This is a genomic window from Gandjariella thermophila (genome assembly GCF_005405885.1).
Classification (GTDB): Bacteria; Actinomycetota; Actinomycetes; order Mycobacteriales; family Pseudonocardiaceae; genus Gandjariella; species Gandjariella thermophila.
The window spans coordinates 16,190-30,721 of record NZ_BJFL01000001.1; the positions used below are offsets into that span (position 1 = coordinate 16,190).

Here is a 14,532-nt window from a genome sequence, read left to right on the forward strand (position 1 = left end):
CATGACCGCGCGGACGATTCCCGCTCCGGCGCGGCGCCTGGCCGGCGCCGCGCCGGCCGGCGGGGCAAGCCGGGCGGCCCGGTGGGCCCGGCGCGCCCCGCTGCTTCCCGCACTGCTGTTCCTGATCGTGGTCACCCAGGTGCCGTTCGCGGCCACCCTGGTGATCTCGTTCCTGCGGTGGAACGCGCTGGACCCCACCCACCGCGGCTTCGCCGGCCTGGACAACTACGCCACCGTGGTCACCGACCCCAACCTGCGCTCCGCCATGCTCACCACCGCCGTGCTCACCGCCAGCGTGGTGCTGGTCAGCCTGGTCCTGGGGCTGGGGGTCGCGCTGCTGCTGGACCGGCCGTTCCGCGGCCGGCCGGTGGTGCGCACCATGTTCATCGCGCCGTTCCTCATCGTCCCGGTGGCCGCCGCCCTGCTGTGGAAGCACGTGCTCTACAACCCGGAGTACGGGCTGTTCAACGGCGTGCTCACCGCGGTGTGGCACGCCTTCGGCGGCACCCGGCCACCGCAGCCGGACTGGATCAGCACCATGCCGAAGATCGCCGTCGAGGCGGCGCTGATCTGGCAGTGGACCCCGTTCATGATGCTGATCCTGCTCGCCGGGCTGCAGAGCCGCCCGACCGACGCGGTCGAGGCCGCCCGCATCGACGGGGCCAGCGCGTGGCAGATCTTCCGTTACGTCACCCTGCCCCACCTGCGCCAGTACCTGGAGTTGGCGGCGCTGCTCGGCTCCATCTACATCGTGCAGAACTTCGACGCGGTGTTCACCATCACCTCGGGTGGACTGGGCACCGCGAACCTGCCGTACACCATCTACCAGACCTTCTACCAGGCGCACGACTACGGCCAGGCGTCGGCCAGTGGCGTGATCGTGGTCGCGGCGTCCATCGTCATCGCCACGTTCGCGCTGCGGGTGGTGTCGTCGCTGCTCCGGAAGGAATACCAATGATCAGGGCGAGCCGCACCCACCGGGGCAACCATGCTCGCGCCCCCCGGCTCGGCGACCGGGCGGAGGAGGGCGCGCGATGAGAAATCCGCGCAGAGTGTGGCGGCCGTGGGGTGCGGTCGCCTGGCTGGCCGGAGTGCTGTTCGTGCTGCCCGCGGCCTGGATGGTGCTGACCGCGCTGCACAGCGAGCCGGACGCGGCGACCAACCCGCCTTCGGTGGCCGCGCCGCTGACCCTGCAGGGCTACGCCGAGTTCTTCGGCGCGGGCACCGGCGTCAGCCCGTGGCCGCCGCTGATCAACTCGGCCACCGCCAGCGTCGGTTCCACCGTGCTGGTGCTGCTGCTGGCCATCCCGGCCGCGTACGCGCTGGCCATCAAGCCGGTTCGCAAGTGGACGGACGTGCTGTTCTTCTTCCTGTCCACCAAGATGCTGCCGATGGTGGCCGGGCTGCTCCCGGTCTACCTGTTCGCGCAGTACACCGGCCTGCTGGACAACATCTCCCTGCTGGCCGTCCTCTACACCTCGATGAACCTGCCGATCGCGGTGTGGCTGATGCGGTCCTTCCTCGCCGAGGTGCCCAAGGAGATCATGGAGTCCGCGGCCCTGGACGGGGCGGGACTGCTCACCACGCTGCGCAGGGTGGTGGCGCCGGTCGCCGCACCGGGGATCGCCGCGACCGCGCTGATCTGCTTCATCTTCAGCTGGAACGAGCTGCTGTTCGCGCGGGTGCTCACCGGGGTGGTGGCCGGTACCGCGCCGGTGTTCCTCACCGGGTTCGTCACCAGCCAGGGCCTGTTCCTGGCCAAGGTGTGCGCGGCGGCCACGGTGATCTCCCTGCCCGTCCTCGTCGCCGGATTCGCCGCCCAGGACAAACTCGTCCAGGGCCTGTCGTTGGGAGCCGTCAAGTGAAGGCAGCCGTGATCAGCACCCCGGGAAAGGTCGACGTGGCGACCGTGCCCGACCCGACGCCGGGGCCGAGGCAGGTGGTGGTGGACGTGGCGGCGTGCGGGCTGTGCGGCACCGACCTGCACATCCTGCAGGGCGAGTTCGCCCCCCGCCTGCCGGTGGTGCCCGGCCACGAGTTCGCCGGCACGGTGGCCGCGGTCGGCACCGAGGTCACCGAGGTCGCGGTGGGCGACCGGGTGGCGGTCGACCCGTCGCTGTACTGCTTCGAGTGCCGGTACTGCCGGGCTGGCCGCAACAACCTGTGCGAGCGGTGGGCCGCGATCGGCGTGTCCGAACCGGGCGGCGCCGCCGAGTACGCCCTCGCCCCGGTGGCCAACTGCGTGAAGCTGCCCGAACACGTCCGCACCGAGGACGCGACGCTGATCGAACCGCTGTCCTGCGCGGTGCGCGGCTACGACGTGCTGCGCGCCCAGCTCGCCGCCCACGTGCTGATCTACGGCTCCGGCACGATGGGGCTGATGATGCTGCAGCTCGGGAAGCTGTCCGGCGCGGCGAGCGTCGAGGTCGTCGACATCAACCCGGACCGGCTCGCCACCGCGCGGCTGCTCGGCTGCACCGCGACGGCGACCAGCGCCGACGAACTGGACCGTCCCGAGGGCTGGGACGTCGTCATCGACGCCACCGGCAACGCGGCGGCCATCCAGGACGGCCTGGGCCGGGTCGCCAAGGGCGGCACCTTCCTGCAGTTCGGCGTCGCCGACTACGCGGCGCGGGCCACCATCGAGCCGTACAAGATTTACAACCAGGAGATCACCATCACCGGCTCGATGGCCGTCCTGCACAGCTACGAGCGGGCGGCCGACCTCTTCGCCGGCGGCGTGCTCGACCCCGAGGTGTTCATCAGCGACCGGCTGCCGCTGGACCGCTACGCCGAGGGCCTGGAGCAGTTCCGGGCCGGAAAGGGGCGCAAGGTACAGGTCATCCCCTAACCGCTGGTGTCGCCGCAGGCCGCGGCCTCGGCGAGCGGTTGCTCGTCGCCGGCCCCGGCCTGCGGCGCGGGTACGGGCCGGCGCGGCACCGGCGTCGGGGTGGCAGCGGCCATGGTGGACCCTCCGACCGTTCCGTCTCGCGGCGCCCCGGCATGCGCAGCATAATAGAACGTGTTCTAGGTCGGCCGGACGGCTGTGGGTGGCGCCGCCGGCTCGCTCGGCAGCGGCACCCGCTCTTCGGCGGACCGGCTCACCCGACCGGCCCGCTGACCGGCACGACGGTGCCGGTGTGCTGCCGGCCGGTCTGGTCGGTCCAGGTGATGGTGATCCGGTCGCCGGGGTGGTGGGTGTCCATCAGGTTGGTCAGCGCGGTCGCCGAGTCCACGCTCTGCCCGTCCAGGGACAGGATCACGTCACCGCGCTCCAACCCGGCCTGCTCCGCCGGCGAACCCGAGATGACCTGCTGCACGACGGCGCCGGTGCCGGGCGACTCACCCTCCGGCAGGCCCTGCCCGCCCGCGGAGCTGACCGAAACCCCGAGGAGCGCGGTCTCGCCGATGTGCACGGTGGACGTGCCGGACCCGGACTCGATCTGCTTCACGATGGACATCGCCTGGTTGATCGGGATGGCGAAGCCCTGCGCGTCGGCGGCCTGCCCGCCGCGCGCGGCACCCCGGCCGCCGCGGCCCCGGAACTGGTAGCCCGTGGACGCCGCGGTGTCCACGCCGATCACCTGGCCGGAGGCGTTCACCAGCGGGCCACCCGAGTCGCCGGACTGGATGTTGGCGTTCACCTGGATCAGCCCGTTGAGCTGCTCAGAGCTGCCGTTGAGGTCGTCCGCGGCGGTGATCGACTGGCCGAGCGCGGTGACGGTGCCGGCGGCGGGAACCGGCGTGCCCCCGCCGCCGCCCGCGTTGCCGAGGCCGAGCACCGCGTCGCCCACCGCGACCTTGCTGGAGTCGCCGATCGACGCGGTGCGCAGCCCGGAGGCGCCCTGCAGGCGGAGTACCGCGACGTCGTGGGAGCGGTCGTAGCCGACCACGGTGGCCTTGTACGTGCGGCCGTTGCCCACGTCGCTGACCTGGATGCTGGTCGCGCCCTCCACGACGTGGTTGTTGGTCAGCACCTCGCCCTCGGAGGTCAGCACGATGCCGGTGCCCGCGGCCTGGCGGTTCTGGAAGCCGAGCACCGTGTTGACGTTCACGATGCTCGGGTCGACCTTGGCGGCGATGCCCGCCACGTTCAGCGAGTTGGTGGCCGTCGCGCCGGGGGAGCCCTGGCTGGACGGCGGGTTGTCCTGCGCCGCGATGGACGGCGCCAAGCCGGCGGCGTTCTGCAGGGCGTACCGGCCGACCCCGAGGCCGACCAGCACGGAGAGCGCGACCACGAGCAGCGCCAGGCCGACCCGGCGCCGGGGCCGGCGCGGCTGCCGCGGGAATCCCGCCGGGTACTGTGGCGGCGGCCAGCCGCCGGCCGCCGTCCAGTTCGGGCCGGTACCGCCCGGGCCGCCGGCACCGTGGTACGCCTGCCCGGCGCCGGACCACCGCCGGGTACCGCCCGGCGACAAGGGCGACTCGTCACCGACCTGTGCGCCGGCACCGAAGAACCACTGTCCGGTGTCGCCGGTGCCCCAGTTCGGCTCCTCGCCAACCCTGCCCGAGCCGGGGTGCGGATACCACTGCCCGGTCGCGTCGTGGGGATGGTCCTCGCCGGACGGGGACCACGGTGCGTCGCCCCGCGGGTGGCCTCGCCCACGCTCCTGCCGGCCGGGCGCGTCGCCCTGCTCGAAGCTCATGGTGTTCCCTCCGCACGTCCGTGCGCCACGGCGATCCTTTCGCCGCCTCCAGCAAACCCGCGTTTCCTGAGAGATTCCTTGACGATGTCCATGGATCCGCTGAGGGACACGGCCGCGGAAACGGGCATCCCGGCAGCAATCACCGGGTTGTGCAGCGCCCATGATCAGAGGGCTGGGATAGTGCCGGAGCGCGGATCATCGGCGACGGCGAACACACGGAGGATACCGTTGAGCGCGGCTGGCAACTGGATTGTCCGTTTCCGGACGAGCGCGCATGCGCGGGTCAGGTTGTTCTGCTTCCCGCATGCCGGCGGCGGCAGCGCCGCCTTCCGGCGGTGGGGCCGGGGCGCTGGGGGAGGGCGTCGAGGTGTGCGCGGTGCTGCCGCCCGGCCGGGAACGCCGGCTTGACGAGCAGCCGCTGACCGCCATCGGCGCGATGGTCGACCGGCTCGTCCCCGTCCTGGCCCGGTGGCTGGACCGTCCCCCGGTGTTCTTCGGGCACAGCATGGGCGCGCTGCTGGCCTTCGAGACCGCCGGCGCCCTGGCCGCGCGCGGGAAGGTCCCGCCCCGGCTGCTGGTGCTGTCCGGGCGGCGCCCGCCGGACCGGCCGGACGACCAGCCACCCATCCACGACCTGCCCACCGAGGAGTTCGTCGCGGGGCTGCTGAAGCTGGGCGGAACGCCGCGGGAGGTGGTGGAGCACCCGGAACTGCTGGACCTGCTGCTGCCGGTGCTGCGCGCCGACGTTCGGGCCGTGGAGACCTACCACTACCGGCCGCGCCCGCCGCTGGCCTGCCCGATCGTCGCGTTCGGCGGGACCGACGACGAGCGCGCATCCGTCGCCGAACTGGCCGGCTGGGAGCGGCACACCAGCGGCGGCTGCCGGGTCCGCGCCTTCTCCGGCGGGCACTTCTTCGCCTACGAGCACCCGGACGTGCTGCCCGCGCTGCGTGATGAACTGCGCCCGGTGTCCGGACGTTGAAACGAACCAGGCGTGCCGAACCCGGTGCGCGCTCCCGCGGGCCGGGCCCGCCGCGGGCACGACGCGTCGCGGGCCCCCGGATTCCGAAGAGTCCGCTGTGGACTACGTGGTGGAGGGGGCGGGCAACCCGGCGGCGAGCAGACCGAGTGCCTCACGCAGCAGCGGCCCCATGGGTACGGGCGGGTCGGCGCGCAGCCACCGGTGGGTCGCCGCCCGGGTGGCCGCGCCGGCGGCGGCGGACACCAGCACGGGGTAGAGATCGCGGTCGGCGTCGGTGCCGGTCCGCTTGGCGATCACCGCGGCCAGTTCGCGCTCGGCGATCGCGTCGGCGCGCAACATCTCGCCCTGCAGGGCGGGTTCGCCGGTCATCAGGCGGACGCCGGCGGTCCATTCCGGGTCCGGTGCCCGCTCCTCGCCGCCGAACTGCGCCAGCACCGCCTGCGTGACCGCCTCCCAGAGCGGCTCGCCCGCCGGCCGGGCCCGCAGCGCGGCGACCACCTGGCGAGCCCGGTCGAGGTGGCGCGCGCAGATCGCCTCCGCCTTGCTGCCGAAGTAATTATTGAAGGTGCGCGGCGACACGCCCGCCTCGGCCGCGATGTCCTCGACCAGGACGTTGCCCAGCCCGCGCTCGACCGCCAGCCGGACCGCCGCCCGGCTCAGCGCCTGCCGGGTCTGCTGCTTCTTCCGTTCCCGCAGGCCGGGTGCGGGGGATCGGGTGCCGGCCACCAGGCGAGGCTAGCAGAAAGTGCGTGCCACGTAAGATTGCTCAGCGCGCATCTCTCACCCGTCGCCGGGCTCCTCATCGCGGTCGCCGCCCACCTCGTACTCCAGGATCCGCTGGTACCAGGGGCGCGGGCTCAACACCGTCAGCAGGACCTCGCCGACTTGGGCGAGCGCCGCGGCCGTCGCCTTGGTCGCCAGGTCCAGCGGTTGGCCGCCGCGTATTTTCCGCTCGGGCGGTGGGAGCAGGGTGGACCGCGACTCGGCCGCATCCGGGTCAGTTTGCATGGCTGGTGATCAGCCGGGTGCCGGTGTCGGGGAGGGGGACCGTGACCGGCAGCGGACCGCGGGTGCGCGGGGCTTCCGGAGATTGGTCGACCTGGGGCGGCATCGCCGGGTCCTTCCCGACCACCGTCCCGCGTACCCGGCGGGAACGGCGGCCTGCTGTGTGGTGGGGCCGCCGGGCGAAACCGGCGTCGGGGCCTGGTTCCCGGCAAACGGTATGCGGCCGCGCTCCCGCGCCGCCAGCGTCGGTCGCAAGCGCCACAAGGGGTTTGCTGGTCCGGTTCTCCGGGCACCGCCCGCCGGCCCCGGGCCGGCGGCTATCCGGCGGGTACGCGGCCGGCCGGTTGGTGGCCAATCCGGTTGGGTACTCGGGGAACGCAACCGTAGAGAGCCGGAGGTGGACACATGGCACCGACGGATGATCGTCGGCGGCTCCGCGGGGCCCGCGTGGCCATGGCCGTCGAGGCCGTGGTGCTGCTGGCCCTGGGAGTCGCGGGACTGGTGATCGCCGGCGTGCGCCCGTTCACCGGCCAGACCGAGTCGCTCGTGTGGTTCTTCAAGCTGAACGGGCTGCAGAGCGTGCTGCTGCTGGTCACGGCCGTCGCCGCGGCGGTGGCGCTGACCGGGCGGCGAGCACTCGTCGCGGTGTGCCTGCTGCAGTCGTTCGGTTACCTGCTTCTGTTCGTGTGGGGCTCGGCCAACGGCGGCAACCCGACGTCCTACAACCTCAACCCGGCCGACAACGCGCTGCACATCGTGCTGTTCATCTATGGCATGGCGGTCGCGATGGCCGTGTCGGCGAACGCGTTCGAGACGCATCGCGCGCCGGACCACCGCGGCAAGCCGCCCCGAGGGCGGCGGCACGCGGGCGCCGCTGCCGGCCGCCGCTGAGCCGCCCGCCGGCCGGACGGATCCTGCGCGTCCCGGAGCGCCCGCCTCGCCGGCACGGCGTCCACCGCGGATCCCGGAGGAATGGTGACCAGCGACCCGGAACGGCTCGGCGAACCGGCATCACCGGGGGAGTCGGGAGGTCGACGATGACCACCGCGTTCGTGCTGTGGGGCGGGGGAAGCCTGGGCGCCGTGCAGGTGGGCATGCTCCGCGCGCTCACCGACGCCGACATCCGGCCGCACGTCGCGGTCGGCAACTCGGTGGGCGCGCTCAACGGCGTGCACTACCCGGCCGATCCCACCCCGGACGGCGTCGACGACCTCGCCACCTTATGGCGGGACCTCGGTGGCCACGACCTGTTTCCGGTCGAAGTGGCCCAGCCGCTGGAGGCGTTACTGCACGACCTGCCGTTCGCGCCGTCGCGGGGCATCCGGCGGGCACTGGGCATGGCCAACTACGCGTTCCCGGTCGACCCGATGACTCTCTGCGCCGCCTGGACGGGTTCGGCGCGGTGGCCTCCTGAGATCGCCCGCGCCCCGGGGTCCCCGGGCGCCGGCGGTGCCCGCCCGCGCCGCGGCAGCCGCTGGCGGACTGTCCGGTTTGCCGGTTGCGTGCCTACATGCGGGTGAAGGCCCGGTGAATGTCTGCAGGTAGCGACGTTTGGCGGGCTGGAAGGGGGCCGCCCGGCTCCTAGGATCCGGCTCGGCCCCGCCCATGCGCGAGAGGAGTGTCGTTGAGGCCCGCTGCCCGCCCGCCGTGGCGCCCCACCCGCTGGCAGGCGCTGGCCGCGCTGGTCGTGCTCGCCGTCGGCGCCGCGGCCGTCCTGGCCTGGCAGCGCCTGTCCGGGGACGTCGCGCCGGCCGCCGCGCAGGGCACGATCAGCGTGTCGCACAGCCACTGCGGCGAGGGGTGGACCGATCCGCGGCCCGGCCAGCAGACCTTCCAACTCCGCAACACCGACACGACCAGCGAGGAGGTGGCGCTGGTCGAGACGGCCACCGGCGCGGTGTACGGCGAGGTGGAAGGGCTCGGCCCGGGCGTCACCCGGCCGATGCGGGTCGACCTCGGTGCGGGCACCTACGCGTTCCGCTGCGCCCCGGAGGGGGCCGCCCCGATCAGCGGCCCGCGCGTGCACATCACCGGCACCGGCACCGGCGGGCCGGCGGTGGTCCCGGTGACCAGCAACGACCTGCTCGGACCGGTGCGGCAGTACCAGGCTTACGTGGCCGCGGGGCTAGACGAGGTGGTCACCAGGACGGCGGCGCTGCGCGACGCGGTGCGCGCTGGTGACCTGGACGCGGCGCGCGCCGCCTGGCTGCCCGCCCACCTGGCCTACGAGCGGCTCGGCGCCGCCTACGGCGCGTTCGGCGACGTCGCGGACCGGATCGACGGCCGGCCGGATGGCCTGCCCGGCGGGGTGCACGATCCCGGCTTCACCGGCTTCCACCGGGTCGAGTACGGCCTGTGGCACGGCGAGGACGCGGCCGGGCTGGCCGCCGCGGCGGACGCGCTCGCCGCGGACACCGCCGCGCTGCGCGCGGACTTCCCGAACCAGCAGGTCGATCCGAACGACCTGGGCCGGCGTGCGCACGAGATCCTCGAGGACACCGAGCGGTTCGAGTTGACCGGAGCCGCTGACGCGGGCAGCGGTACCAGCCTGGCCACCGCCGCGGCCAACCTGGACGGCACCCGCGAGGTGCTGGCCGTGCTCCGCCCGCTGCTGGCACCCCGCTATCCCGCGATGTCCGAAGTGGACGCCTGGATGGACCGGCTTGCCAGGCAACTCGCCGCGGCAGCGCGCCCCGGGGGTGGCTGGACACCGCTGGACCAACTGCCCGCCGGCGCGCGGGCGCGGATCAACGGCGCCACCGGCCAGTTACTCGAACTGCTCGCGCCGATCGCGGAGATCTGCCAGGCCAGGAGGACGTCGTGAGCGCGCCCAACGCCCAGCCGGAGGAGGGCGGCGCGCTGCTGCCCCGGCGCCACCTGCTGCGCGGCGCGCTGCTCGGCGCCGGACTCGCCGGCGCCGCCGCCGGTGGGGCGGCGATCGGTGCCGCCGCCCGACCGTCCGGTGTGGACGCCACACCGGCCGAAACCACCGTCCCGTTCCACGGCGAGCACCAGGCCGGCGTGCTCGCCGAACCCGCGGCGCACACCGCTTTCGTCAGCTTCGACGTGATCGCGGCGAACCGGGCGGAGCTCACCGACCTGTTCCGCACGATCACCGCGCGGGCCAGGGCGCTCACCTCGGGCGGAACCCCGGCTCCGGTGGGCATCTCCGGGCCGCCCGCCGACTCCGGAGTGCTCGGCCCGGACGTGCCCGCCGACGGGCTGACCGTCACCGTCGGCGTCGGCGCCTCGCTCTTCGACGACCGGTACGGGTTAGCCGACCGGCGGCCCGCCCGGTTGACCCCGATGGCCACCTTCCCCAACGACCGGCTCGACCCCGCGCACTGCCACGGCGACCTGAGCATCCAGTTCGCCGCGCGCAGCGCGGACACCGTGCTGCACGCGCTGCGCGACGTCGCTCGGCACACCAGGGGAGCGGCCCAGGTGCGCTGGCGGATGAACGGGTTCACCAGCGCGCCGCGGCCCAGCGGGACACCACGCAACCTGATGGGGTTCAAGGACGGCATCGCCAACCCGGACGTCCGCGACCCCGCCGCGATGGACCGCCTGGTGTGGGCCGGCCCCGGCGAGCCGGCGTGGACCGCCGGCGGCAGCTACCTGGTGGTGCGGCTGATCCGGATGCTGGTGGAGTTCTGGGACCGTATCTCCATCTCCGAGCAGGAGAACATCTTCGGCCGCAGGCGGGACACCGGCGCTCCGCTGACCGGCGCCGCCGAGCACGACGAGCCCGGATACGACGACGACCCCACCGGCGACGTCATCCCGCTCACCAGCCACATCCGGCTGGCCAACCCGCGCCGGCCGGACACCGACGACAGCCGCATCCTGCGCCGCAGCTACAACTACGACCGCGGCGTCGACCCCGCCGGAAACCTGGACATGGGCCTGCTGTTCTGCTGCTACCAGCAGGACATCGCCCGCCAGTTCGAGGCGGTGCAGCGGCGGCTGGCCGACGAGCCGCTGGCCGACTACATCTCGCCGTTCGGCGGTGGCTACTTCTTCGTGCTGCCCGGCGTCCGGGACGGCACCGACTACTTCGGACGGTCGATGTTGGGCTGACGGCAGGGAGGCCCCGACGTCCGGTTTCGCGACCAGGATCGCGTCACGTGGAGGGAATGTGAAGGACGACAGCGGAAAGCGGTCCAGAAAGCGGGGGCTGCTCGCGGGCGGCGCCATCGGCACCGCCGCCGTGGTTGCCGTGGTCATCGGCACGATGGTCAGCAACGCGAGCCCGAAGAACCTGGTGCCGGTGCAGGCGGACGGCTTCCACACCGAAACTCCGATCAAGCACCTGGTGGTGATCTTCGGAGAAAATATCTCCTTCGACCACTACTTCGGCACCTACCCGCACGCCGCCAACACCGACGGCACGAAGTTCACCCCGGCGCCGGACACGCCGAAGGTCAACGGGCTCACGCCGGAGCTGCTGACCCACAATCCGAACGCCTACAACCCGAAGCGGCTGTCCCCGTCCCAGGCGATGACCTGCGACCAGGACCACGACTACGACTCGGAGCAGAAGGCGTTCGACGGCGGCAAGATGGACAAGTTCGTCGAGAACACCGAGCGCAGCAAGTGCACCGGCCAGCCGGTGCTGTTCGGCGAGCCCGGCCTGGTGATGGACTACTACGACGGCAACACCGTCACCGGGCTGTGGAACTACGCGCAGCACTACGCGCTCAACGACAACTCCTTCAACACGGTGTTCGGGCCGTCCACCCCTGGCGCGATCAACCTGATCTCCGGGCAGACCCACGGCATCCAGGCGGTCGACCCGAAGACCCACCAGCCGGTCAGCGACCCGTACGTGACGCAGTCCCCGAACGCCCGCGGCGTCGGCACCGTCATCAACGACCCGGATCCGGCCTGGGACGACTGCTCGGACAAGAACCACACCGCGTCCAACAACCTCGGTGCGATGAGTGGCCGCAACATCGGTGACCTGCTCAACGCGCGCGGCGTCACCTGGGGCTGGTTCCAGGGCGGCTTCCGGCCCACCGGCACGCAGAACGGCTACGCCGTCTGCGGCTCCACCCACCGCAACGTGGGCGGCAACTCGGTGGTGGACTACAGCCCGCACCACGAGCCGTTCCAGTACTACAGGTCCACCGCCAACGAGAAGCACCTGCCGCCCAGCTCCACCGCGGCGATCGGGCAGACCGACCAGGCCAACCACCAGTACGATCTGGCCGACTTCGACGCCGCGCTGGGTGCGCACAACCTGCCCGCAGTGAGCTTCCTCAAGGCGCCGGAGTACCAGGACGGTCACGCGGGCTACTCCGACCCGCTGGACGAGCAGGCGTTCGTCGTGGACACCGTTAACAAGCTGCAGCGCTCGCCGGAGTGGAAGTCCACCGCGGTGGTGCTGGCCTACGACGACTCCGACGGCTGGTACGACCACCAGGCCTCGCCGATCGTCAACGGATCCCAGGACGCCGCCGTGGACCAGCCGCTGTGCTCGGCCCGGTCCGCGCAGGGCGGCTACCCGGACCGCTGCGGTTACGGGCCGCGGCTGCCGCTGCTGGTGGTGTCCCCGTTCAGTCGGCAGAACTTCGTCGACCACCAGCTCACCGACCAGACCTCGGTACTGCGGTTCATCGAGGACAACTGGCACACCGGCCGGATCGGTGACGCGTCGTTCGACAGCCGGGCGAGCAGCCTGGACGGCATGTTCGACTTCCGCCGCCCGCAGGCGCAGCAACTGATCCTCGACCCGAAGACGGGTGCGGTGGTCGGCCACTGACCTCCGCCTGGGAAGGTGCGCGGCCCCTTCCCCGGCAGTCCGGGGAAGGGGCCGCCGTGTGTCGGGCACCGCGGAGGGTGATCTATGTCGCACCCTGTTCAACCATTTGGCACGCCCCGTGATCGGGTGGCTATGGTCCCGATCACCGGGTGGCCCCGTGCCGGTCAGCGGCCGGCCGCCCGCTGACCGGCACGGCGGCCGGTCGCCCGCGCGCCGCGGTGCCGAGACCACGCGGACGGAAGGACGTCTATCGAGCCCACTCGGATCCCACCCGGATGTGACAGCACAACGAAGCTCAGCGTCCCAGCGCGGGCGTGGCGGAACCCGTGCTCCCGCGGAACGGCCGCCCCGGCCGGCAGCGCGAGGGCGTCGCCCGGCTTCGGCGGTGCGCCGGGACCAGCGGATCGGACGAGTCGAGGGCGCCCGATCCGTCGGCGCCGGCGGCCGCGAACCGGCCCGGCGAGGGACGTCGACCCGGCGCCGGACGCTGAGCGGCCTTCGCGGACGCGCACGGGCGCCAGCCGCACGCTTGCGGCGGTGCGCCGCGCCGGGCCGGGCCGCGAAGCCGCTGGTCGCCGGTCAGCCGGCGGCCGCGGCGACGCGGTCGACGGTTGCGCGTCCACAAACGAACGAGCGAGGTGTTCCGCATGACGGAGAGCGCCAACTCCGGCCGTGGCGACGGCTCGGCCGGGTTGAGCCTCGATGACATCACCGTCGTCGACCCCGGCACGATGAAGCGCGCCGTGGCCGCCGCGGCCATCGGCAACGTGACGGAGTGGTTCGACTTCGGCGTCTACGCCTACATCGCGACGACGATCGGCAAGGTGTTCTATCCAGGGTCGAACGCGACGGTGCAGATGCTCGCCGCGTTCGGCACCTTCGCCGCCGCGTTCGTGGTGCGCCCGCTGGGCGGGCTGTTCTTCGGCCCGCTCGGGGACCGCATCGGCCGTACCCGCGTGCTCGCCGTCACCATGATCATGATGGCGATCGGCACGTTCTGCATCGGCGTCATCCCCGGCTACGGCTCGATCGGCATCGCCGCACCGGTCTTCCTGCTGCTCGCCCGGTTGGTGCAGGGTTTCTCCACCGGTGGCGAGTACGGCGGCGCGATGACCTTCATCGCTGAGTACGCGCCGGACCGCCGCCGCGGCTTCCTGGGGAGCTGGCTGGAGTTCGGCACGCTCACCGGCTACGTCATGGGCGCGGGCATCGTCACGATCCTCAGCGCCACGCTGTCCGCCCAGGAGCTGCTGTCCTGGGGATGGCGCATCCCGTTCCTGATCGCCGGACCGCTCGGCATCGTCGGCCTCTACCTGCGGATCAAGCTGGAGGAGACGCCGGCCTTCGCCCGGCTCACCGAAGCCGCCGAGCGCGCCCACGCCGAGCGGGCCCAGGCCGAGCGCAGCGCCACCGCGGAGGAGTTCCGCGCGATCTTCCTGCGCCAGTGGCCGGCGCTGCTGCAGTGCGTGGGGTTAGTGCTGGTGTGGAACGTCACCAACTACATGCTGACCTCGTACATGCCCACCTACCTCAGCACCGAGTTACCCGCGCGCGGCGGGCGCGCCATGGGCGACACCGAGTCCTACCTGCTGCAGATCGCGGTCATGCTGGTAATGATGGCGGCGGTGACCTTCGTCGGCCGGGCCTCCGACCGGTTCGGCCGCAAGCCGGTGGTGATGATCGGCTGCGTGGCGCTGGTGGTGCTGTCCATCCCGTCGCTGCTGCTGATCGAGAACAGCCACACGGTGCCGGTGTTCTTCGGCCTGCTGATCATGGGGTTGACGCTGGTGATCTTCAGCGGGTCGCTGCCGTCCACGCTGCCGGCGCTGTTCCCCACGCACATCCGGCAGGGCTCGCTGTCCATCGCGTTCAACATCTCCGTGTCGCTGTTCGGCGGCACCGTTGCCACCGTGATGACCGCGCTGGTCAGCGGCACGGGCGAGCTGAACTGGCCGGCGTACTACCTGATGATCGCGGGTGTGATCGGCGCGGTCTCGCTGTGGTTCACGCGGGAGTCGGCGAACCGGCCGCTCGCCGGGTCCGCACCGGCCGTGGAGTCCATTGAGGACGCCCGCGAACTGGTCAACGCGACGCGCTGAGCGCCCCGTCCCTGGCCGCGGGGCCCGCTGCCGGCA

Annotated in this window: 13 protein-coding genes; 10 read left to right on the forward strand and 3 right to left on the reverse strand. The window is 72.5% G+C overall.

The features are described from left to right. Position 1 precedes the first annotated feature (1 nt). The 3 genes from FFT21_RS00090 (at position 2) to FFT21_RS00100 (ending at position 2,851) form a co-directional block, all read left to right on the forward strand. Positions 2-958 (forward strand): carbohydrate ABC transporter permease, encoded by a 957-nt coding sequence (locus FFT21_RS00090; RefSeq protein ID WP_137811627.1) that lies wholly within the window; start codon positions 2-4, stop codon positions 956-958. Positions 959-1,034: 76 nt separating this feature from the next. After that, on the forward strand, positions 1,035-1,865 hold the full coding sequence (locus FFT21_RS00095; RefSeq protein WP_137811628.1) for a carbohydrate ABC transporter permease: 831 nt from the start codon (positions 1,035-1,037) through the stop codon (positions 1,863-1,865). Further along, the gene (locus FFT21_RS00100; protein ID WP_137811629.1) at positions 1,862-2,851 is read left to right on the forward strand and encodes a zinc-dependent alcohol dehydrogenase family protein; all 990 of its coding nucleotides are present in this window, start codon (positions 1,862-1,864) and stop codon (positions 2,849-2,851) included. The genes FFT21_RS00095 and FFT21_RS00100 overlap by 4 nt, the downstream gene beginning before the upstream one ends. Before the next feature lie 250 nt (positions 2,852-3,101). Here the strand turns inward: FFT21_RS00100 and FFT21_RS00105 are convergent, their stop codons facing one another. Next, positions 3,102-4,646 (reverse strand): S1C family serine protease, encoded by a 1,545-nt coding sequence (locus tag FFT21_RS00105; RefSeq protein ID WP_137811630.1) that lies wholly within the window; start codon positions 4,644-4,646, stop codon positions 3,102-3,104. A gap of 304 nt (positions 4,647-4,950) precedes the next feature. On the opposite strand from FFT21_RS00105, the gene FFT21_RS00110 reads away from it, so the two are divergent. Then, the gene (locus FFT21_RS00110; RefSeq protein WP_192909312.1) at positions 4,951-5,628 is read left to right on the forward strand and encodes a thioesterase II family protein; all 678 of its coding nucleotides are present in this window, start codon (positions 4,951-4,953) and stop codon (positions 5,626-5,628) included. A gap of 102 nt (positions 5,629-5,730) precedes the next feature. Here FFT21_RS00110 and FFT21_RS00115 read toward each other — a convergent pair whose 3' ends face one another. Beyond that, a complete protein-coding gene (locus FFT21_RS00115; RefSeq protein WP_137811632.1) occupies positions 5,731-6,354 on the reverse strand; it encodes a TetR/AcrR family transcriptional regulator in 624 nt (207 codons plus the stop codon). A 54-nt stretch (positions 6,355-6,408) separates the two neighbouring features. Next, complete coding sequence (locus FFT21_RS00120) at positions 6,409-6,636, reverse strand: hypothetical protein (protein ID WP_137811633.1); 228 nt, start codon at positions 6,634-6,636, stop codon at positions 6,409-6,411. A gap of 402 nt (positions 6,637-7,038) precedes the next feature. Between FFT21_RS00120 and FFT21_RS00125 the strand changes: the two genes are divergently transcribed. The 6 genes from FFT21_RS00125 (at position 7,039) to proP (ending at position 14,496) form a co-directional block, all read left to right on the forward strand. Next, a complete protein-coding gene (locus FFT21_RS00125; RefSeq protein WP_137811634.1) occupies positions 7,039-7,524 on the forward strand; it encodes a DUF4383 domain-containing protein in 486 nt (161 codons plus the stop codon). Between the two features lie 146 nt (positions 7,525-7,670). Beyond that, positions 7,671-8,153 (forward strand): patatin-like phospholipase family protein, encoded by a 483-nt coding sequence (locus tag FFT21_RS00130; RefSeq protein ID WP_137811635.1) that lies wholly within the window; start codon positions 7,671-7,673, stop codon positions 8,151-8,153. Positions 8,154-8,257: 104 nt separating this feature from the next. Next, positions 8,258-9,457, forward strand: coding sequence for an EfeM/EfeO family lipoprotein (locus FFT21_RS00135; protein ID WP_137811636.1), 1,200 nt, complete (start codon positions 8,258-8,260; stop codon positions 9,455-9,457). Next, positions 9,454-10,713 (forward strand): iron uptake transporter deferrochelatase/peroxidase subunit, encoded by a 1,260-nt coding sequence (efeB, locus tag FFT21_RS00140; protein WP_225977989.1) that lies wholly within the window; start codon positions 9,454-9,456, stop codon positions 10,711-10,713. Before FFT21_RS00135 ends, efeB begins: the two co-directional genes overlap by 4 nt. Positions 10,714-10,867: 154 nt before the next feature. Then, positions 10,868-12,397, forward strand: coding sequence for a phospholipase C (locus FFT21_RS00145; protein WP_137811942.1), 1,530 nt, complete (start codon positions 10,868-10,870; stop codon positions 12,395-12,397). Between the two features lie 647 nt (positions 12,398-13,044). Further along, on the forward strand, positions 13,045-14,496 hold the full coding sequence (proP, locus tag FFT21_RS00150; RefSeq protein WP_137811637.1) for a glycine betaine/L-proline transporter ProP: 1,452 nt from the start codon (positions 13,045-13,047) through the stop codon (positions 14,494-14,496). Positions 14,497-14,532 lie beyond the last annotated feature (36 nt).

Excerpts from the sequence above, each read along its gene's own strand:
- FFT21_RS00090 (WP_137811627.1), top strand. The coding sequence starts at position 2 with ATGACCGCGCGGACGATTCCCGCTCCGGCGCGGCGCCTGGCCGGCGCC.
- FFT21_RS00120 (WP_137811633.1), bottom strand. The coding sequence starts at position 6,636 with ATGCAAACTGACCCGGATGCGGCCGAGTCGCGGTCCACCCTGCTCCCA.
- FFT21_RS00095 (WP_137811628.1), top strand. The coding sequence starts at position 1,035 with ATGAGAAATCCGCGCAGAGTGTGGCGGCCGTGGGGTGCGGTCGCCTGG.
- FFT21_RS00110 (WP_192909312.1), top strand. The coding sequence starts at position 4,951 with ATGCCGGCGGCGGCAGCGCCGCCTTCCGGCGGTGGGGCCGGGGCGCTG.
- proP (WP_137811637.1), top strand. The coding sequence starts at position 13,045 with ATGACGGAGAGCGCCAACTCCGGCCGTGGCGACGGCTCGGCCGGGTTG.
- FFT21_RS00130 (WP_137811635.1), top strand. The coding sequence starts at position 7,671 with ATGACCACCGCGTTCGTGCTGTGGGGCGGGGGAAGCCTGGGCGCCGTG.
- FFT21_RS00145 (WP_137811942.1), top strand. The coding sequence starts at position 10,868 with ATGGTCAGCAACGCGAGCCCGAAGAACCTGGTGCCGGTGCAGGCGGAC.
- FFT21_RS00125 (WP_137811634.1), top strand. The coding sequence starts at position 7,039 with ATGGCACCGACGGATGATCGTCGGCGGCTCCGCGGGGCCCGCGTGGCC.
- FFT21_RS00105 (WP_137811630.1), bottom strand. The coding sequence starts at position 4,646 with ATGAGCTTCGAGCAGGGCGACGCGCCCGGCCGGCAGGAGCGTGGGCGA.